15 protein-coding genes are annotated in these 18693 nt (G+C 64.2%); 3 read left to right on the top strand and 12 right to left on the bottom strand.

All coding sequences use genetic code 11. The features are described 5' to 3' along the window. Nucleotides 1–12: 12 nt before the first annotated feature. The 8 genes from AC5O5I_RS17050 to AC5O5I_RS17085 all read right to left on the bottom strand — a co-directional run bounded on the left by AC5O5I_RS17050 (nt 13) and on the right by AC5O5I_RS17085 (nt 9720). A complete protein-coding gene (locus AC5O5I_RS17050) occupies nt 13–1173 on the bottom strand; it encodes an acyl-CoA dehydrogenase family protein (RefSeq protein WP_172218836.1) in 1161 nt (386 codons plus the stop codon). Nucleotides 1174–1205: 32 nt separating this feature from the next. Beyond that, nucleotides 1206–2000, bottom strand: a complete 795-nt coding sequence (locus AC5O5I_RS17055) for an enoyl-CoA hydratase/isomerase family protein (RefSeq protein ID WP_172218838.1) — start codon at nt 1998–2000, stop codon at nt 1206–1208. 276 nt (nt 2001–2276) lie between these two features. Then, entirely contained in the window at nt 2277–3527 is a 1251-nt protein-coding gene (locus AC5O5I_RS17060; RefSeq protein ID WP_494511211.1) for an IS256 family transposase, read from the bottom strand. A 106-nt stretch (nt 3528–3633) separates the two neighbouring features. Continuing rightward, on the bottom strand, nt 3634–5040 hold the full coding sequence (locus tag AC5O5I_RS17065; protein WP_172285402.1) for an amino acid permease: 1407 nt from the start codon (nt 5038–5040) through the stop codon (nt 3634–3636). Between the two features lie 217 nt (nt 5041–5257). Beyond that, nucleotides 5258–7510 (bottom strand): ATP-binding protein, encoded by a 2253-nt coding sequence (locus AC5O5I_RS17070; protein WP_494511212.1) that lies wholly within the window; start codon nt 7508–7510, stop codon nt 5258–5260. After that, complete coding sequence (locus AC5O5I_RS17075) at nt 7507–8289, bottom strand: substrate-binding periplasmic protein (protein ID WP_172218852.1); 783 nt, start codon at nt 8287–8289, stop codon at nt 7507–7509. Before AC5O5I_RS17075 ends, AC5O5I_RS17070 begins: the two co-directional genes overlap by 4 nt. Then, nucleotides 8286–9002: a response regulator gene (locus AC5O5I_RS17080; RefSeq protein WP_172218854.1), complete on the bottom strand. Its 717-nt coding sequence runs from the start codon at nt 9000–9002 to the stop codon at nt 8286–8288. Before AC5O5I_RS17080 ends, AC5O5I_RS17075 begins: the two co-directional genes overlap by 4 nt. A gap of 73 nt (nt 9003–9075) precedes the next feature. Beyond that, entirely contained in the window at nt 9076–9720 is a 645-nt protein-coding gene (locus AC5O5I_RS17085) for a TetR family transcriptional regulator C-terminal domain-containing protein (protein WP_172218856.1), read from the bottom strand. 127 nt (nt 9721–9847) lie between these two features. Between AC5O5I_RS17085 and AC5O5I_RS17090 the strand changes: the two genes are divergently transcribed. After that, a complete protein-coding gene (locus tag AC5O5I_RS17090) occupies nt 9848–10594 on the top strand; it encodes an enoyl-CoA hydratase (RefSeq protein ID WP_172285399.1) in 747 nt (248 codons plus the stop codon). Nucleotides 10595–11336: 742 nt separating this feature from the next. Here the strand turns inward: AC5O5I_RS17090 and AC5O5I_RS17095 are convergent. From AC5O5I_RS17095 to AC5O5I_RS17105, 3 genes are read right to left on the bottom strand one after another with little or no spacing between them, the layout of a single operon-like run. After that, nucleotides 11337–12392: a lipocalin-like domain-containing protein gene (locus AC5O5I_RS17095; protein ID WP_494511213.1), complete on the bottom strand. Its 1056-nt coding sequence runs from the start codon at nt 12390–12392 to the stop codon at nt 11337–11339. Next, nucleotides 12382–14844, bottom strand: a complete 2463-nt coding sequence (locus AC5O5I_RS17100; RefSeq protein WP_494511214.1) for an ABC transporter permease — start codon at nt 14842–14844, stop codon at nt 12382–12384. Before AC5O5I_RS17100 ends, AC5O5I_RS17095 begins: the two co-directional genes overlap by 11 nt. Beyond that, nucleotides 14844–15509 (bottom strand): ABC transporter ATP-binding protein, encoded by a 666-nt coding sequence (locus AC5O5I_RS17105; RefSeq protein ID WP_172285396.1) that lies wholly within the window; start codon nt 15507–15509, stop codon nt 14844–14846. Before AC5O5I_RS17105 ends, AC5O5I_RS17100 begins: the two co-directional genes overlap by 1 nt. Nucleotides 15510–15751: 242 nt before the next feature. On the opposite strand from AC5O5I_RS17105, the gene AC5O5I_RS17110 reads away from it, so the two are divergent. Together AC5O5I_RS17110 and AC5O5I_RS17115 are read left to right on the top strand one after the other, a co-directional pair. Beyond that, on the top strand, nt 15752–16825 hold the full coding sequence (locus AC5O5I_RS17110) for an aromatic ring-hydroxylating dioxygenase subunit alpha (RefSeq protein ID WP_494511215.1): 1074 nt from the start codon (nt 15752–15754) through the stop codon (nt 16823–16825). A gap of 12 nt (nt 16826–16837) precedes the next feature. Further along, the gene (locus AC5O5I_RS17115) at nt 16838–17788 is read left to right on the top strand and encodes a PDR/VanB family oxidoreductase (protein ID WP_494511216.1); all 951 of its coding nucleotides are present in this window, start codon (nt 16838–16840) and stop codon (nt 17786–17788) included. Nucleotides 17789–17793: 5 nt separating this feature from the next. Here AC5O5I_RS17115 and AC5O5I_RS17120 read toward each other — a convergent pair whose 3' ends face one another. Then, nucleotides 17794–18507 (bottom strand): GntR family transcriptional regulator, encoded by a 714-nt coding sequence (locus AC5O5I_RS17120; RefSeq protein WP_172285414.1) that lies wholly within the window; start codon nt 18505–18507, stop codon nt 17794–17796. Nucleotides 18508–18693 lie beyond the last annotated feature (186 nt).

Raw genomic sequence — 18693 nt, forward strand, 5'->3', positions numbered from 1 at the left:
TCTCCAGGGCGATCAACGCAGCAGCGGGCGCAGCAGTTCGCGGGCGATGATGTGCCGCTGGATTTCCGATGTGCCCTCCCAGATCCGCTCGATGCGCGCATTGCGCCAGATGCGCTCCACGGGCCCTTCATCCATCAGGCCCATGCCGCCGAATATCTGCACGGCTTCATCGGCCACCTTGCCCAGCACCTCACTGGCAAACAGCTTGGCCATGCCGGCCTCGCCATCGGTCATGCTGCCCTGGTCCATCTTCCAGGCAGTGTGCAGGGTAAGCATTTCTGCGGCGCGGATCTGCGTGGCCATGTCGGCGAGCTTGAACGATACGCCCTGGTAGCTGCCGATCGGTTGGCCAAACTGCTTGCGGTCGGCTGCCCATTGCAGCGAAAGGTCCAGGGCACGCTGCGCCTGGCCTACGCAGTTGGCAGCCACCATCACCCGGCCAGCGGTGAGCCAGGCATTGGCCACTTCCCAGCCCTTGCCGACCTCGCCCAGCACTTTGCTGGCCGGTACCCGGCAGTCGTCGAAGAACAGCTCGTAGGTGTGGTAGCCACGGTTGCTTACGCACTTGGGCCCGCGGCGGATGGTCATGCCCGGGGTGCCGCGGTCGACCAGCAACGCCGTCACGGCATTGCGCTTGCGGCCGTTGTGCTCGTAGGTGTCGGTGACCGCGAAGACGATGGCGAAATCGGCGTGGCCGGCGTGGCTGATGAAGTGCTTGCTGCCATTGATGACAAAATCATCGCCCTGGCGCACGGCGCGGGTCTTGATGGCATTGGCGTCGGAGCCGGCACCCGGTTCGGTGAGGGCGAAGCAGTCGGTTTTCTCTCCCTGCACGCACGGCAGCAGGTAGTCGTTGATCTGCTCGTCCTTGCAGGCCATGAGAATTTTCGAAGGCCGCGCGACGAACACGTGCAAAGCCCAGGACACCTTGGACAGCTCGCGCTCGATCAGCGCCTGCGACAGGTAATCCAGGCCGCCACCGCCGACTTCCTCGGGCATGTTGAAGGCATAGAACCCGGCGGCGATGGCCTTGCCGCGGATGTGCGCGGCAAGCTCGGGCGACACGGCATCGGCGCGGTCCACCGCTTCCTCATGGGGCAGCAGCTCTTTGGCAACAAAACTGCGTACCGCTTCCACCAACATTTCTTGTTCTTGGGTCAGTTGGAAATTCATCTGCGAAGGTCCTGGTAGGGTCGGGTATCGGGTTACTGGCCAGTGAAACGTGGTGCGCGGCGTTCCACCGAAGCCTGCAGCGCCTCGGCGCCGTCCTGGCTGCGGCCGCACAGCAGGCCGGCGTGGCGCTCGGCTTCCAGCTGTTCGGCCAGGGTGCGGCGGGCGCCGTCGCGGATCAGCCGTTTGGTCTGGGCGAAGGCGAAGGTCGGGCCGTTGGCCAGGCGCCCGGCCAGTTCGGCGGCCACTGCGGGCAGTTGCTCATCGGCACACACTTCGCTCACCAGCCCGGCGGCCAGGGCCCGTTCAGCGCCCCACAGTTCATCGAGAAACAGCAGGCGCTTGGCCTGCTCGCTGCCGATCAGCCGCGGCAGGTGCCAGCTGGCCCCGGCGTCGGGGCTGTAGCCCATGCTGGTGTAGCCGGCCTTGAACCGCGCCGAGGCGGCGGCTATGCGCAGGTCGCAGCACAGGCTGAGGTCCATGCCCCCGCCCACGGCGGTGCCGTTGATGGCGGCGAGGGTGGGTTTGTCGAGGCTGTGCAGGCGCAACATCACGGCGTGCGCGGTTTCGGTCCAGCCGTAGGTTTCCAGGGTGCCCTGGGCTTCGGCTGCCGCCCATTCGGCGAGGTCGGCGCCAGCGCAGAAGCTGCGGCCGCTGCCGGTCAGCACCACCACCCGCACAGCCGGATCGGTGTTGCAGGTGTCGAGCAAGGCGTGCAGTTGCTTGAGGGTGGGAATGTCCAGCGCATTGCGCTGCTCGGGGCGGTTGAGGGTGATCCAGGCAACGCCGGCTTCGACCTTGCTCAACAGTGAGGGCGACGGGGTGGTCATGGGGGCCTCGGTGGTGTTGTGATGGTTTTGGGAGGGCTGGCAAGGGAGATACTAAACGAGTGTTCAACAAGCTGGGATGGGGTGTTACAACTTCGTACAAGTCGGGGGTTGGTGTTACAGGGTTGGGGTGGGAGGTGGGTTCAGGGGGTGTTCGCCGCAGCAGTGCAGCGCCTGAGAGAGACCAAGCGCCGCGCGGGCGGCGCTCGATCTCAGAGGGGAGTGTCAGGTTTTTTGTGTGCGGGCCGGTAACGGCCTGCCGCCCGGCAGGCCTTGATTTCACCAGGTTGGCCTGATGAACCGATCTCCGTACAGAATCGCAAATTGATTCATCGCACTTTTCCAGTCATGCGCCGCTGCCCCCCAGTTCGCTGTGATGTTGCGCAGCCCCAGCCAGATCAGTTTGGTCGCCGCGTCGTCGTTCGGGAAGTGACCGCGGGTTTTGATGATCTTGCGTAGCTGAGCGTTGATACTCTCGATGGCGTTGGTGGTGTAGATCACCTTCCGGATGGCCGGTGGGAAAGCAAAGAACGGAATCACTCGATCCCACGCCCGTCGCCAGGCAGTCACCACTGTTGGATATTGCGTGCCCCAAGGCCCGCTTTCAAACTCATCCAGTGCCTGTTCAGCCGCCTGGGCGTTGATGGCCTGATAGATCGGTTTGAGAGCCTTGGCCAAGGCTCGACGCTTGTCCCAGGCCGCATAAGCGAGGCTGTTGCGGATCAGGTGGACGATGCAGGTCTGCAGTGTCGTCTCCGGAAATACTGCACTGAGCGCTTCCGGCATGCCTTTGAGGCCGTCGGTTACGGCAATCAGCACATCCTCGACGCCGCGCGTCCTGAGGTCATTGAATACCTTCATCCAGAACTTCGCACCTTCGGTGTTCTCAATCCAGATGCCAAGAATATCGCGCGTTCCATCTGGCAAAACGCCCAGTGCCAAGTAGATCGCTTTATTGCGAACCAAGCCTTCTTCGCGAATTTTGACCCGCAGAGCATCAAAGAAAATGACCGGATACATCGGCTCCAGAGGCCGCTGTTGCCACGCGCCAATCTCCTCCATGACCTCGTCGGTCACGGAACTGATGAAGTCGGGCGAGACCTCTGTTCCATACTGCTCGGAGAGAAAGGCACGGATTTCTCTGACCGTCATACCGCGGGCATACATGGCGATGATCTTGTCGTCAAAACCGGTGTAACGGCGCTCATGTTTGGGGATCAAAATGGGCGAAAAGCTGCCATCCCGGTCACGAGGGATATCCAGCCTTAGCGGGCCATCACCTGTGAGTACCGTTTTGCCGCTCTTCCCATTTCGCTGGTTGGTTTCATCCACCGGGCGCTGCGCGCCCGGTGGATAGCCCAGATGATGACCCAGTTCGGCATTCAAGGCTCGCTCTATCAGCGCCTTCTTGAATGCCGCAGAGGCTTCTTCGATGGCTTCTGCGGTCATCAGCGGAACAGCGGAAAACTGTTCCAGCAGCTCTTTCGGAACCTTTGGTAACTCTCGGAGCGGTTTTTTTTTGGTTGGCATACATGCACCTCTTACTCATGTTATGCCCGAACACAAAATTTCTGACACCCTCTCTCAGAGGCGATAAATATCCAGCGACGGACACTTCCGCCCACACCCCGCAACCTCAAACCCCCGGCGCACTCGGTGCAAAAGCCCCCTGCCGACGCCGGTTGACGACGTAATACGCCGCATAGCACAAGGCAATAAATCCGAAGCCCCAATACAACGAAGGCCGCTGGGTTTCATCCAACGCCAGGAACACGAACAGCGAGCTGCACAGGGTGATGCACAACAGCGGCACCAGTGGATACAGCGGCGCCCGGTATTTCAGGTCGTGCAATTGCCCACCCTCACGCAGATAAGCCTTGCGGAAGCGATACTGCGCCAGGGCAATAACGATCCACGTCACGGTACCGGACATGCCGCTAACCGCCATGAGCACCATGAACAGCGTGTCCGCCGCCACGAAACTGGTCATCAGCGAGATCAATGCGAAGCACAGGGTGATGCTCAACGCCCGCAGCGGCACGCCACGCTTGCTCAGCGGCGCCAGACTCTTAGGCGCCATGCCGGTCTTGGACATGGCCCAGAGGATGCGGGTCGAGGCATACAGCCCAGAGTTACCCACCGAAAGGATGGCAGTGAGAATGACGAAGTTCATCAGGTCGGCGGCGTAAGGTATGCCGACCATATCGAACACCTGCACGAACGGGCTTTCCATCAACCCGGCCTGCTCGTAAGGCACGATGGCCGACAGCACGGCAATCGCCAGCACATAGAAGATCAGCACCCGGAACACCACGTTGCGCACCGCACGCGGGATGCTCTTTTCCGGGTGCTCGGTCTCACCCGCAGCCACACCCATGATTTCGCAGCCCTGAAAGGCGTACACCACGGTCATCATCACCGCGAACACCGCGGACAGGCCGTGGGGGAACAGCGATTCGCCCATCAGGTTGTTCAGCATCGGTGCCGGCGCCCCGCTATTCAGCGGGATGGCGCCGAAGATCACCAGCACGCCAATGACAATGAAACCGAGAATGGTCGCCACCTTGATGCCCGAGAACCAGTACTCGGCCTCACCAAAGGCGCGGGTGGCCAGGGCGTTGAGGCCAAACAGCACGACCACGAACAATGCCGACCAGTACCAGATCGGCACCTCCGGAAACCAGCGCGTCATCAGCATGCCGGCGGCGGTGAATTCCAGGCCCACGGTGGTAGCCCAGCTCATCCAGTACACCCAGCCGATCATGAACCCCGTGGCCGGGCCGATGAACTTGGTGGCGTGGGCCTGGAACGAGCCGGACACCGGCATCTGCACCGACAGTTCGCCCAGGCACACCATCACCAGGTACATCAGCAGGCCCGCCACCAGGTAGGCCAGGATCGCGCCCACCGGGCCGCCCTGGTTGATGGTCACGCCCGAGCCCATGAACAGCCCGGTGCCGATCACCCCGCCCAGCGACAGCATGAAGATATGCCGGCTTTTCAGGGCCCGGGTGAGCTGGATCTTTTCGCTGGAGTCAGTCATGGCGCACCTCGCCATCGCGGCCGGTGCAACGCCACGCGGGGGTGCCGCGTGGGGTGGTATCGAGGAGGGGCTGAGCGCTACGGCATGTCATTATTCTTGTCTCCAATAAGCCTCATGGACCGCGTGCAACACGGTTGCCATGGATTATTGAAAACGGATGTAAGGTGCCGTTGTACGAACGGATCGAAGATGTAAAAAGTCGTAAGTTTTTTGTACGTCAGCGCTGGATCAACTGTTCCAGGGTGATGCGGGCCTGGTCAAGCCGGGTGGCCAGCGGCTCGCCAAGCGCTTGCAGCGCCTGTGCATCATGCTGGCGGGCGGCGTCTTCCAGCCCTCGCAGCAATTGCGCCAACCCGGAAAAGCCCAGCGAATCGCAGCTGCCCGCCAGGCGATGAGCCAGGTGCAGCACTTCGGTAAAGTCCTGGGCCGGCAGCGCCTCGGCCAGCGCCACGGCATGCTGCTCCAGCGACTGGCGCAGCACTTTCAGCAGGCCTTGCAGCTTCTGTTCGCCCAACAGTGAACGGTGGGTGCCCAGCAGTGCCCAGTCCATGTTTGCATCAGCGCCGGCCACTTCAGCAGGCGACGCTTGGGCCAGTGCCTTGCGCAGGTTCTCCAGCCGCAGCGGTTTCGCCAGCACCCCCTGCATGCCAGCGTCCAGGTACTCCGGCACTTGCCCTGGTTGCACGCCGGCCGTCAGCGCCAGGATGCGACTGTGGCGGTTAGGGCCAGGCCTGGCGCGAATCTGCCGGCACAGCTCCACGCCGCTCATGCCGGGCAGGTGCACGTCCAGCAGGAGCAGGTCGAAGCGCCGCTGCGCGCAGCTTTGCAGCGCCTGCGCGGCGTCTTCGGCAAAACTGACCCGGTGGCCGTCACGCTGCAGCAACCCGCCAGCCACATCGCGGTTCAGCGCCACGTCCTCGACCACCAGGATCTCCAGGCTTGCCAGCGGCGACGGTGCGCCTGGACTGACCGGCAGGTGCTGCCCGCGGGCCATGTCGAGCTCGAACCAGAAGCGGCTGCCCTGCCCTTGCACGCTGTCCAGGCCAATGCTGCCGCCCAGCTTTTCCACCAGGTGCTTGCACACTGCCAGGCCCAGGCCGGTGCCGCCGTAGCGCCGGGTCACCGCCTCGCTGGCCTGGACGAAGCGGTCGAAGATCCTGGCCTGCACGGCCGGCTCGATGCCGATGCCATCGTCGATGACCGCGATGCGCAAGCGCTGGGAGGTTTCGCTGCTGGCGAGCACCTGCAGCGTGAGCCGCACCTGACCACGCTCGGTGAACTTGATGGCATTGGCCAGCAGGTTGCTCAGCACCTGGCGCAGGTATTGTTCGGCGCCGTGCTGGTATCCGGCCAGTTGCTCATCGATTTCCAATAGCAGCGTGTCAGCTTTTTCCATGGCCATGGGTTCGAGCAGGGCCAGCACTTCCTGGCAGAGCTGGCGCAAGGAAAAACCGACCAGCTCGGCGCGGCTCTCGCCCTCCTCCAGCCGGGCGAAATACAGCACTTCGTTGAGAATCGCCAACAGCCCCTCACCGGCCTTGTACAGGGCCTCGACGCGCTGGCGGTCGGCGGCTTCCAGCCGGCCGCCGCGCAGCAGCTCGGCCATGCCGAGGATGCCGTTCAGCGGCGTGCGCAACTCATGGCTCATGGTCGCCAGGAAGCGCGACTTGGCCAGGTTGGCAGCCTCGGCCTCATCCTTGGCCCGGGCCAGGCTGGCCGTGCGCCGTTCGACCATGGCCTGCAGCTCGTCGCGTTTGTCCTGCAGCACCAGGCGATCGCGCTCGCGGCGTTCGATGTCGCTGAGGATAGCGCGGCGCATGTCGTCCAGGGCGTGCGCCACCGTGTCGATTTCATCGACGCGCGCCGAGCGCCTGCGGGCCAGGCGCAGCGGCTCCTGCCACTGGCCGGCACCGATACGCCGGGCGAACTCGGCCATCACCTGCAGATGGCGGGTGACCAAGCGGTAGAAGAGCCCGGACAGCGCCACCGCCAGACCACAGAGGAACACCCCCATCCATAGCAGGCTGGCCAGGCCGGTGGCGTAAAGCCGACGATGCACTGCACCGAGGTCGATGCTGACTTCCAGCTCACCCAGGTGCCTGGCCGGCCCGGAAGGCGGCTGGTAGTCGAGCGGAAAGCGTTCGATGCGCAGCGGGCCTTTGGGCTCGGCCTCACCGCGCAACAGCTGGAAATCGTCACTGACCAGGCGTACCCGCGCCACATCGGAAAAGTCCACCAGGCCGCGCAATTGCACATCCAGCTGCGCCTCGTCCAGGTCCCACAGGCTGCGCTCCAGGCTGGCCAGGTAGCCGGCGCGGATCAACGCCATGCGCGCCTCGATGTCGCGCATCTCGCGACGGTACTCGAAGTACAGCTGCACCGAGCTGGCCAGCACGGTGAAGCACAGGCTGAACAGCAGGATGAACAGCAGCAGGCGGCGCAGCAGGCCATCGGTTCGCAGGCGGATCATCGCGCATCCACCGGCAGCTTGATCATGTCGCGGTAGGTGACTTCGCTCTGCTCCAGCCAACGCTCGATCTCGCCAGCCTGGGTCATGCGCCGCAGTTGCATGTCGATTTCATCCATGTGCCGGCTCAACGGTGATTGCCGCGAGACCGCCACGCGCAGGTAGTCCACGCTCAGGGCCGTGGGCAAGACCCGGATGTCCTGCGCGCCGGGCAGGTGCTCGATGAACAGCTGGCCGGTGCGCCGCTCCTGGATCACGTAGTCGATGCGCCCGCGGATCAGCTTGCCGAAGTTCTGCTGGCTGGACGACACCCGTTCGATGTTCTGGTGGCGGGCGACGAAGCGGTCGAACTCGGCGCCATAGCTCTCGCCGTACAGCAAACCACCGCGGTAGCCGGCCAGGTCTTCCAGTTGCCGGAACTGCACGGGCCGCAGGCGGTTATAGAACACGGCCACTTCCTCGCGCAGCACCGGCACTGTGGAAAAACGCATGCGCTGGTCACGCTGGTCGCTGTTGTAGGCCAGCACCACGTCCACCCGCCCGGCGGCGGCGTCCATCAGGCAGCGCTTCCAGTTGCCCAGCACCACGGTCTGCACCGGGTAGCCCATGCGTGCGAACAGCTCGCGCACCACCGTCGGCGCCAGGCCACGTACCTGGTGGCCGTCGCTCCAGGAAATTGGCGGGTACACCGGGTAGTCGCAATAGCGCACCGGCTCTGCGGCCCCAGCGGGCGCGGCGAGCAGCGCCATGGCCAAGGCCAGGGCCCAGGCACGATGGTTCATGCCGCCACGCTGGCGGTGAACAGGTAGCCGGTGCCGTGGATGGTAATGATCAGCTGCGGCTCGGCCGGGTCGTCGTGCAGCTTGCGCCGCAGGCGGCCGACCAGTACGTCGATGGAGCGGTCGTTGGGCACCCATTCGCGGTTGCGGATCTGGTCCATCAGCTGGTCACGGCTGAGGGTGTGACCACTGTTACGCAGGAACACGCTGAGCAACTGGAACTCGCCGTGGGTCAGCAGGGTCTGGCTGCCACGGGCGTCGATAAGGCGCCGACGGTCGGTGTCCAGCGCCCAGTCGGCGAACTGCTTCAGCGACTGCGCGCAGGCCGGCGTCGGCAGCACTTCGCGGGCATGGCGCACGCGGCGGATCAGGTTTTTCGCCCGCGACACCAGCTCACGCGGGTTGAGCGGCTTGATCACGTAGTCGTCGGCGCCGCATTCCAGACCGACGATGCGGTCGATGTCGTCGTTGCGCCCGGTGATGAGGATGATGCCGACCTCCGAGCGCACGCGCAGCTCGCGGGTCAGGGTCAGGCCGTCCTTGCCGGGCAGGCGGATGTCCAGCAGCACCAGGTCGACATCCTGGCTGCCAAGCAGGGCTTCGGCCTTTTCCGCCGTGTCGGCGCAGTGCACGTCATAGCCTTCCTGGGACAGGTAGGCCTGCAGCAAGTCACGAACAAGCGGATCGTCGTCGACGATCAATACTCGAGGCGTCATTGCGTGTTTCTCTTTTTTATTGGTGTTGTGCTACACACTCGCGACAGCAGCGTACTCGCTACTGAACGGGTGATCAACAGCCCTTGGGCAGGCTGAAGCGCAGCCGGCCACCGGCCTGCAGGCCATCGACCCAGGCCTCGCAGATGATCACGCCCTGATCGGGGGTGAAGGTGCCGGGGTTGAGCCCCGACTCCAGCCACAGGCCATCGAGCAAGGCACTCAGGCTGATGGCCGCAAGGTCGGCATCGAAGCCTTGCCAGCCCTCCTCCTCGGCCAGCGTGGCCAGCAACCGGCTGAGTTCGTTGCGGTACTCGCCGTAGGAATGGTCGTGCACCTGGTTGATCGCATCGGCGGTCTTCACCGCACCCCAGAACGCCAGCCACGCATCGAGCAATTGCGGGTCAAGCAGCTCGGCGCAGAACGACGCGCGAAAGAACGCCGACAGCCGCTCGCGGGCATTGGGTGCAGCCTGGGCCATGGCCTCGCGCAGCAGGCCCATCACCCGGCCGGTGACCGCCAGGTAAGCGTCGGCTACCAGCTCGTCCTTGCCCGCATAGTGATGGCTGATCAGCCCTACCGATACCCCGGCTTCGGCGGAGATCTTGCGAATCGACGCGCCCTGGAAGCCATGGCGCTTGAGGCACACCAGGGTCGCTTCGACCAGGTTGGCTTTGCGCAATTCCGGCAGCATGCGGTGGTAGCGGGCTTCCTGGTTCATCGGCGGCTCTCTGGTCGGGGGGGGGGGCCCAAGGCGGGACTGAACGACTGTACAACAAGCCGGACGGCATGATAAACCCTTGTCACCTGCCCCCATGGGCCCGACCACAACAACAAAAGCGGCTGCCATGAACGACCTGATCACACGCGACCTCGACCAGGGCCTGCTGACCCTGGCCTTCAACCGCCCCGACAAGCTCAACGCCTTGAACACCACCATGTACCAGCAACTGGGTGACCTGTTGCTGGCGGCCAGCGAAGACCCGCAGGTGGAGGTCATCCTGATTACCGGCAACCCGCAGTGCTTTACCGCCGGCAACGACCTGCGCGACTTCCTCGACAACCCGCCCAGCGACCTGGACAGCCCGGTGTTCCGCCTGATGCGGGTGGTCATGGGCGTGGACAAGCCGCTGATCGCCGCGGTCAGTGGCGCGGCGATCGGCATTGGTGCGACCTTGCTGCTGCATTGCGACCAGGTGTTGGTGAGCCGGTCGGCCAAGGTGCGCATGCCGTTCGCGCCGTTGGGTGTGTGCCCGGAGTTTGGTTCCAGTCTGTTGCTGCCGCGCTTGCTCGGCCAGGCCCGCGCGGCGCGGCTGCTGCTGGCTAACGAGTTGCTCGACGGCGAGCAGGCGGTCGCCTGGGGGCTGGCCAATGAACTGCACGAGGACGGTGAACAGTGCCTGGCTGCGGCGCGCAAGCTGGCGCGGCAGCTGCAGCGTTACCCGCAAGCTGCGCTGCGGATCAGCAAGCGGTTGTTGAAGGACAGCCAGCGGGCCGAGCTGGAGGCGACGGTGGCGCGGGAAAGCCAGTTGTTTATCGAGTGCCTGCGGACGGAAGAAGCGCGGGCGGTTTTGAGGGGGTTGATCAAGGATTGAAGAAACTCGGGCTGATTTTTGGTTTGTCGCCGGCAAGCCCGCAGGGAGCGCGTCAGGGACTGATAGGTGCTTGTCACAACCCCATCAAGGCTGACAGGTACTTGCCGCAAGATATGCAGCGCCCGTGAGATCGAGCGCCGCCCGCGCGGCGCTTCGCGGGTAAACCCGCTCCCACATTTGTTGCAACGTACCAAACCTGTCAGGCCATGGTTGCCAGCCTTGTCGGCTTGACTGGATTTCTCGGTTGGCCGCACTGCAGCCTCACCAGGCTCAAGCCATGCACCCTCCTGATAGGTGCTTGTCACAACCCCATCAAGGCTGACAGGTACTTGCCGCAAGATATGCAGCGCCCGTGAGATCGAGCGCCGCCCGCGCGGCGCTTCGCGGGTAAACCCGCTCCCACATTTGTTGCAACGTACCAAACCTGTCAGGCCATGGTTGCCAGCCTTGTCGGCTTGACTGGATTTCTCGGTTGGCCGCACTGCAGCCTCACCAGGCTCAAGCCATGCACCAAGACAGGCAACCCCTCTTCCACAGGCATGGCCACGTTGCAACAAATGTGGGAGCGGGTTTACCCGCGAAGCGCCGCGCGGGCGGCGCTCGATCTCACGGGCGCTGCATATCTTGCGGCAAGCACCTGTCAGCCTTGATGGGGTTGTTGTGGCGTGCACCTGTCAGCCCTGATGCGATCCCTATGGCCTTACGGATGATGAACCAAAAAATCGCTGAATCACCAAGCCCCCTAATACCCGGTCATCTCCAAATACCCCCGCCCACCCCCACTCCCGCTCAAACGCACCGGCCCCTCCCAATACGGAAACCGTGTCTCCATCCAGGCCTGTGGCTCCACTGCATCAACCTTCATATCCACGCCATGCCCCGGCACCCGCACCCGCCATTGCGTCGGCACCTTCTTGCCGTTCTTCTGCCGCGCCCAACCCAGTGCCTGCAGCTGTATCTGCGCCCCCTGCAGCGACACAACCTCGCCGTCCGGGCCAACCCAGGTCCCGGCCCGATACGCTTCACCCTGCGCCTCGCGTACCTGAAACAGCATCAGCTTCGCCCCACTGTCCAGGTGCAACGAAAACCAGTCCCAGCCGGTTTGCCCAGCAGCCAGCGGCTGGCTGCTCCATTCCCGGTCCAGCCACGCCTGACCGGTGACGGCGATGCACTGACCACCACGCTCCACCTCCCCGTGCACACGGTAAAAGGGCTGACTGTAATAGTACGAAGCCTGCCCCTTGCCGGACTTCTCGCTATAGCCCTTGTCACCATGCAACACCAGCGCAAGATCGCTGTGCAGTTGCAAGCGATAGCGAAAACCGGTGCCACCCGCGACCATCTGCAGGTGCTCGATCCCGCCCGTGCCCTGCAGCGACCAATCGTTGATCCACGCCCGAACCGGTTGCGCCTGCACGCCGGCCTGGCCAATCCCGCCCCGCGCCAGCGTTTCAGCAAACTGGTGACCACCCGGGCCGGTCAGCGCCGCGTGCCCCATCCACAGGTTCGGGCTATCCCAGCCGCTGGTCTCCGGGCCAGGCCGCAGGGCCGAACGGAATAAAGTCCACTGCGCGCCCCAGTCACGCCCTTGAGCGTCCTTGAGATTGCTGGTGACATACCACCATTCGATGCGATAGCCATCGTGGGGGCCATGGTCGTGTGGAAATTGCAGCGTACGGCCGCGCGTCACCTGGCTGAACGCCCCCGCCTGCTGCCCAAGCCCGGCATAGCTCTGCGGTGCGGACTGATCACAGCCGCACAACAACCCGCACAGCACCAGCCACGCATTACGCTTCATCGGCAAAGGGCCTCAACAGTTCACGGGGCTGGCGCCGCGCCAATTGCCACAAGGGCCAGGCGCTGGCCAGCAGGCTGGTCAGCATACCCATCACGGCCAGTTGCAACAGTTGCGCGGGGAACACGTAAAGCGGCAAACGCCAGCCGAACGCCTGCACATTCACTACCGCAACCAGGCACCAAGCCAGCAACAACCCCAGCGGAATCGCCAGCAGCACGGTAAGGCTGCTCAACATGAGCGACTGGCCCAGGCTCAACCAGACCAGATGGGTGCGGCGCACCCCCAGCGCCCATAACGGCGCCAGCTGGCCCAGGCGGGACTGGCCCAGGGTCAGCAGGTTGATGAACAGCGCCACGCCGGCCACGCCAAGCGTGAGGCTGTTGAGGGCGGCCGTGGCGGCAAAAGTGCGGTTGAACACCTCGGTCGACCAGCGTTTCAGGCGCGCTTGCTCCACCACTCGGTTGTCGTCCAGGGCAAAGCGTTGCTGCAGTGCAGCCTTCATGGCCTGACCCTGCAGGGGAAGCAGGTCGACACTGACGCCACTCAGTGTTGCCTCTGGCCAATGGGCTCGCAGCCAGCCTTCGTTGACCAGCACATGGCCTTTGGGGTTGCCATAATCCGCGTAGATACCCACCACAGCCAGGCCCGGCGAGTCGCGGCCAGGCAGCCTCAGGCTATCGCCCAGTTGCACGTTAAGCCGCCTGGCCAGCTGTTCACTGAGCATCACGGCGTGCCCGCTGGCCAATTGCTCCCAGGCCTGCTTGTGCTGCGCCAGCAATGGCCAGCGGCTGCGATAGACGGGGTGATCGACAATGCCCTGAACCTGCACCGGCCAGCTTTGCAGCCTGGTTTCCACACGCCAGCCGGGCAGTACCATACTGACCGCCGCTTGCTGCCCCAGCCACTCGATGATCTGCAAACCCTGGGCAGTGTCGCGAGGGGTCACATACAGGTCGGCCGACAATCGCTGGTCCAGCCAGCCGACAAAGGTCTTGCGAAAGCCCTCGGTCATGCTGCCCACGCCGACACTGGCAGCCAGCGCCAGCAACAGCGCCATCAGTGCCAGGCTCAATGCCGGCAGTTGCTGGCGGCTGTCGGCGACGAACCATTGCGACAATGGCCGCCGACAACAGCGCGACAACCCGCCTAGCAGCCGATCGAGCAAGGCCGGCAGCAACAGCGCCGCCGCCAGCAGCAAACCTGCCAACATGCCGAACGCGCTGGGCAGGCTGTCGCCCAGCATGCCGCAAGCCAAGGCCAACAGCAGCAACACGCCCGCCAGCATGGCCTGACGTTGCAACCAGGGCCCCTGCGCCAATCGCCACGCCTGGGGTTGCGCCAGCGCCAGCAACGGCAAGCGTGCTGCCCGCAACACGCTGCCCAGTCCCGCCAGCAACGCGCCCAGCACACTCACCAGCACACCGGCCAGCCACCAGCCTGCGGGCAGGCTCAGCGTGCCAGCGACTTGTGCGCCATAAAGGCCGCGCAAGCTGGCGGCCACATCGGGCAGCAACCACGCGGCCAGCCCATAGCCGCTGGCAACCCCGGCCAATCCACCCAGCAGCGCGAACAGGCCCAGCTCCAGCAGCAGGGCACACAGCAGCACCTTCAGGCTGACGCCACAGGCGCGCAGGTTACGGATCAGCCCGCGCCGCTGCTCCAGGGCCAAGCCAATCGCGGCATGGGTGATGAACAGACCGACGATGAATGCCAGCAAGCCAAGTGCGGTCAGATTGAGGTGAAAACTGTCGGTCAGGCGCTGCAACCCGCCGTCGTCCTGCCGAGGTTGCAGCTCGAGCAAGGGCGCGATATTCGCAGGGAGTGCCCCGGGTGCATCAGCCACCAGCAATCGGGACAATTGCCCAGGTGCGTGCAGCAGTGCCTGGGCGTGGCCGATATCGACCACGATCACCCCTGGCGCCAACGCTGGCTGCAAGCGCAAAGGTGGAAGCCGCTGCCCTTCGCTGTCGACTGCCGGATCGCCAGGTTTTGCATTCATTTGACGCAAGGTGTCCGGCCCGACCCAGGCTTGCCCGGGCGAGCCGATAAAGGCTTGCAGATCGAATGCCTGCGGCTGCACCCCAGCGATGCTGCTGGACGGCGGCAGGCTGAGTGGTTCGATGCCGATCAGTTGCACGTTGCGCGTCGGTTCGCCCGGCAGGCGCAAGCGCCCTTCCAGCACCGGCGACACCGTCCAGCCCAGCCTGCGCAGCTGCACATACAGCGCCTGGTCGAAGCGCTCGCCATTGCGCGGCAGCACTTGCGCCTGCAACGGCCCGGCCAACACTGCGCTGGCCCGGGCATAATCGCTGCGTGCCTGGCTGTTCAGCGCCTGCACTCCGGTCCACAGCGCCGTGGCCAGCCACAGCCCGGTAAAGATGCTGAAAAACTGCACCCGATGGCGCCGCCAGTGGCTGAGCAACGCCAACAATGCCAGCGACAAAAGCCTCATCAGCGCTGCTCGGCCCGCACGCGCCCGGCCTGCAGGTAACAACGCCGCTGCAACCGCGCCGCCAGCCGCGGGCTATGGGTAACCATCAGCACACCGCTGCCGGCTTCCGCGACCAGTTGCAGCAGCAGGTTCAGCACCTCATCGCTGCTGGCTTCATCCAGGCTACCGGTGGGTTCGTCAGCCAGCAGCCAGGCCGGGCGCCCGGCCAAGGCGCGGCCGATGGCGACCCGTTGCTGCTGGCCGCCGGAGAGTTGCTCCGGGTAACGCGAAAGCAGGTCCGCCAAGCCCAAGCGTTGGGCAAGATACTCAACCCAGTCGGGGTCGTGCCGCTCGGCCAGCCTGGCCTGAAAGGCAAGGTTGGCGCCCACATCCAGGCTACTGATCAGGTTGTACTGCTGGAACACCAAGCCAATCCCCTCCCGTCGCCACTGCGCGAGCGAGGCCTCGGAACGGCTGTCGAGCGGGACGTCGTCGATCAGGATGCGGCCACTGTCGGCACGGTCCAGGCCGGCCACCAGGTGCAACAAGGTGCTCTTGCCACTGCCAGACTCGCCCATCAGCGCCAGGCTGCTGCCGCGGGCCAGGCGCAAGTCGACACCTTGCAGCACCGGGAGCGGGCCTTGGGGGGTGGGGAAGGATTTGTGGAGGTTTTCGATGACCAGCATCGATGGGCCTTCGTGGAATGCATGTCTTGTTAGGAATAGCAGGTTTGGAGCAACACGGGCGCCCTGTGAGAGCGGCAGCGGAACAATCGTGGGTGGAAATACAGGCAACCTATAATGGATCCACAACTAATTCGATAATCGCCCAAAAGGCGATTGAATCCCTGAATTATAGGTTGACCATCGGTGCAGCGGACCGCTCTAATGGATCCATTAAATAAAAACAAAACCCCGGAGAGCCTCCCATGTACCCCAAAAACACCTGGTACGTCGCCTGCACCCCCGAAGAAATCGCCAGCAAGCCGCTGGGCCGGCAGATCTGCGGCGAAAAGATCGTGTTCTACCGCAGCCACGAGAACCGAGTAGCCGCCGTGGAGGACTTCTGCCCGCACCGTGGCGCGCCGTTGTCGCTCGGTTATGTGGAGGACGGCAACCTGGTATGTGGCTACCACGGCCTGGTCATGGGCTGCGACGGCAAGACCGTGTCGATGCCAGGCCAGCGGGTCCGGGGCTTCCCTTGCAACAAGACCTTCGCTGCAGTCGAGCGTTATGGCTTCATCTGGGTCTGGCCCGGCGACCAGGCGCAGGCCGACGCGGCGCTGATTCCGCACCTTGAATGGGCGGTGAATGATGAATGGGCCTACGGCGGCGGCCTGTTCCACATCGGCTGCGACTATCGCCTGATGATCGACAACCTGATGGACCTGACCCACGAAACCTACGTGCACGCCTCCAGCATCGGCCAGAAGGAAATCGACGAAGCACCGCCGGTAACCACCGTCAGCGGCGACGAAGTGGTCACTGCTCGGCATATGGAAAACATCATGGCCCCGCCCTTCTGGCGCATGGCCCTGCGCGGCAACGGCCTGGCCGACGATGTGCCGGTGGACCGCTGGCAGATCTGCCGCTTCACCCCGCCCAGCCATGTGCTGATCGAAGTCGGCGTGGCGCACGCCGGCAAAGGGGGCTACCACGCCGAGGCCCAGCACAAGGCGTCGAGCATCGTGGTCGACTTCATTACCCCCGAGAGCGATACCTCGATCTGGTACTTCTGGGGCATGGCGCGCAACTTTGCCGCGCATGACCAGGCTTTGACCGACAACATTCGCGAGGGCCAGGGCAAGATCTTCAGCGAAGACCTGGAAATGCTCGAGCGCCAGCAACAGAACCTGCTGGCCAATCCCCAGCGCAACCTGCTGAAGCTGAACATCGATGCCGGCGGCGTGCAGTCGCGCAAAGTGCTGGAGCGGATCATCGCCAAGGAAGGTGCGCCACAGCCACAACCACAACTGATCGCCACCAGCGCAACCCCTGCCTGAGGATTCGCCAACATGATCGATGCCGTAGTGGTATCCCGTAACGATGAAGCGCTGGGCATTTGCAGCTTCGAACTGGCGGCGGCAGATGGCAGCCTGCTGCCGGCGTTCACTGCCGGCGCGCATATCGATGTGCACCTGCCTGGTGGGCTGGTGCGCCAGTACTCCCTGTGCAATCACCCCGAAGAGCGCCACCGTTATCTGATCGGCGTGCTCAACGACCCGGCGTCACGCGGTGGTTCACGCAGCCTGCACGAGCAGGTGCAGGCGGGGGCACGGCTGCGCATCAGTCCGCCGCGCAACCTGTTCCAGCTGGCCGAAGGCGCGCGGCGCAGCGTGCTGTTTGCCGGCGGCATCGGCATTACCCCGATCCTGTGCATGGCCGAGCAGCTGTGTCACCGCGGCCATGACTTCGAGCTGCACTACTGCGCCCGCTCCAGCGAGCGCGCGGCATTTGTAGAACGCATTCGCAATGCGCCTTTCGCCGAGCGCCTGTTCGTGCATTTTGACGAACAACCGGAAACTGCCCTGGACATCGCCACGGTGCTGGCCAACCCGCAAGACGACGTGCACCTGTACGTGTGCGGACCGGACGGTTTCATGCAGCATGTGCTGGACAGCGCCAAGGGGCTGGGTTGGCAAGAGGCCTGCCTGCACCGCGAGTACTTTGCCGCGGCACCGGTGGACGCCAGCAACGACGGCAGCTTCTCGGTGCAGGTCGGCAGCACCGGGCAGGTGTTTGACGTGCCGGCAGACCGCACGGTGGTACAGGTGCTGGAACAGCACGGCATCGAAATCGCCATGTCATGCGAGCAAGGCATCTGCGGCACTTGCCTGACCCGGGTACTGCAAGGCACACCGGAGCACCGCGACCTGTTCCTGACCGAAGAAGAGCAGGCCCTGAACGATCAGTTCACGCCTTGCTGCTCACGCTCGAAAACGCCGTTGCTGGTGCTGGATATCTGAACCGCTCAGGACGAGGGCAGGATCACTTTCATGCCCGCGTCCGCCGCTCCCCCGCCGAAGGTTTCGGCATAGCGCAAGGTGGCATTGGCGTGCTCGCGCATGATCGCTTCGGCGCGGGCACCCTGGCCGTTGGCCAAGGCATCGAACACCGCATGGTGCTGCATGTGGGCAAAATTGAAGCGCCGGTATTCACGGGCCAGGTCATGGCGGTCCACGGCCAGCGCGGTGACCGAGGCGAACGGCAGGTGGTCGTTGCGCGCCAGGGCATCGGCGATGGCCGGGTTGTGGCTGGCCGCGACGATCACTTGGTGAAAACGCATGTTGAGGTCGTGGTAGGCCTGCAGGTCTTCTTCGGTCACAAAGCCTTTGTCGAACAGCTGGTCGCCATCCACCAGGCACTGTTGCAGTGCCGCGCGCGCTTGCACTGACAGCCCGCGTTCTGCCGCCTGGCGGGCAGCCAGACCCTCCAGTACGCCACGCACCTCCACCGCACCGGCGATGTCATCGGCGCTGACCGAACGCACCTGAAAGCCCCGGCCGCCAAAGCGCACCAGCAGGCCTTCCTGCTCGAGGGTACGAAACGCCATGCGCACCGGCATGCGCGAGACGCCAAACAGTTCGGCGGTGGGCACTTCCATCAGGCGCTCGCCAGCCGCCAGCTCGCCCGAGGCGATCATCTTGCGCAGTGCCACCAGCACCATTTGACCGGGTTTGCTCATCCAGGCAGCTTCCAGAGACATGAGCGGGCATCTTAGCGCAAGCCGGGGGGTGGTTGCCTTGCAGAAATAGCGTCAAGTCGACGGCCCTGCAGGAGCAGGCTCTTCGCAGCACAAGGCTGCTCCTACAGAAGGTACGCACTTGCCACGAGCACTCGTCGGCGTTGCTGAAGTTGCCGATGCGCGCCT

It is taken from the genome of Pseudomonas sp. 9_2_1, from assembly GCF_059295275.1.

Excerpts from the sequence above, each read along its gene's own strand:
- AC5O5I_RS17050 (WP_172218836.1), bottom strand. The coding sequence starts at position 1,173 with ATGAATTTCCAACTGACCCAAGAACAAGAAATGTTGGTGGAAGCGGTA.
- AC5O5I_RS17055 (WP_172218838.1), bottom strand. The coding sequence starts at position 2,000 with ATGACCACCCCGTCGCCCTCACTGTTGAGCAAGGTCGAAGCCGGCGTT.
- AC5O5I_RS17060 (WP_494511211.1), bottom strand. The coding sequence starts at position 3,527 with ATGCCAACCAAAAAAAAACCGCTCCGAGAGTTACCAAAGGTTCCGAAA.
- AC5O5I_RS17065 (WP_172285402.1), bottom strand. The coding sequence starts at position 5,040 with ATGACTGACTCCAGCGAAAAGATCCAGCTCACCCGGGCCCTGAAAAGC.
- AC5O5I_RS17070 (WP_494511212.1), bottom strand. The coding sequence starts at position 7,510 with ATGATCCGCCTGCGAACCGATGGCCTGCTGCGCCGCCTGCTGCTGTTC.
- AC5O5I_RS17075 (WP_172218852.1), bottom strand. The coding sequence starts at position 8,289 with ATGAACCATCGTGCCTGGGCCCTGGCCTTGGCCATGGCGCTGCTCGCC.
- AC5O5I_RS17080 (WP_172218854.1), bottom strand. The coding sequence starts at position 9,002 with ATGACGCCTCGAGTATTGATCGTCGACGACGATCCGCTTGTTCGTGAC.
- AC5O5I_RS17085 (WP_172218856.1), bottom strand. The coding sequence starts at position 9,720 with ATGAACCAGGAAGCCCGCTACCACCGCATGCTGCCGGAATTGCGCAAA.
- AC5O5I_RS17090 (WP_172285399.1), top strand. The coding sequence starts at position 9,848 with ATGAACGACCTGATCACACGCGACCTCGACCAGGGCCTGCTGACCCTG.
- AC5O5I_RS17095 (WP_494511213.1), bottom strand. The coding sequence starts at position 12,392 with ATGAAGCGTAATGCGTGGCTGGTGCTGTGCGGGTTGTTGTGCGGCTGT.
- AC5O5I_RS17100 (WP_494511214.1), bottom strand. The coding sequence starts at position 14,844 with ATGAGGCTTTTGTCGCTGGCATTGTTGGCGTTGCTCAGCCACTGGCGG.
- AC5O5I_RS17105 (WP_172285396.1), bottom strand. The coding sequence starts at position 15,509 with ATGCTGGTCATCGAAAACCTCCACAAATCCTTCCCCACCCCCCAAGGC.
- AC5O5I_RS17110 (WP_494511215.1), top strand. The coding sequence starts at position 15,752 with ATGTACCCCAAAAACACCTGGTACGTCGCCTGCACCCCCGAAGAAATC.
- AC5O5I_RS17115 (WP_494511216.1), top strand. The coding sequence starts at position 16,838 with ATGATCGATGCCGTAGTGGTATCCCGTAACGATGAAGCGCTGGGCATT.
- AC5O5I_RS17120 (WP_172285414.1), bottom strand. The coding sequence starts at position 18,507 with ATGAGCAAACCCGGTCAAATGGTGCTGGTGGCACTGCGCAAGATGATC.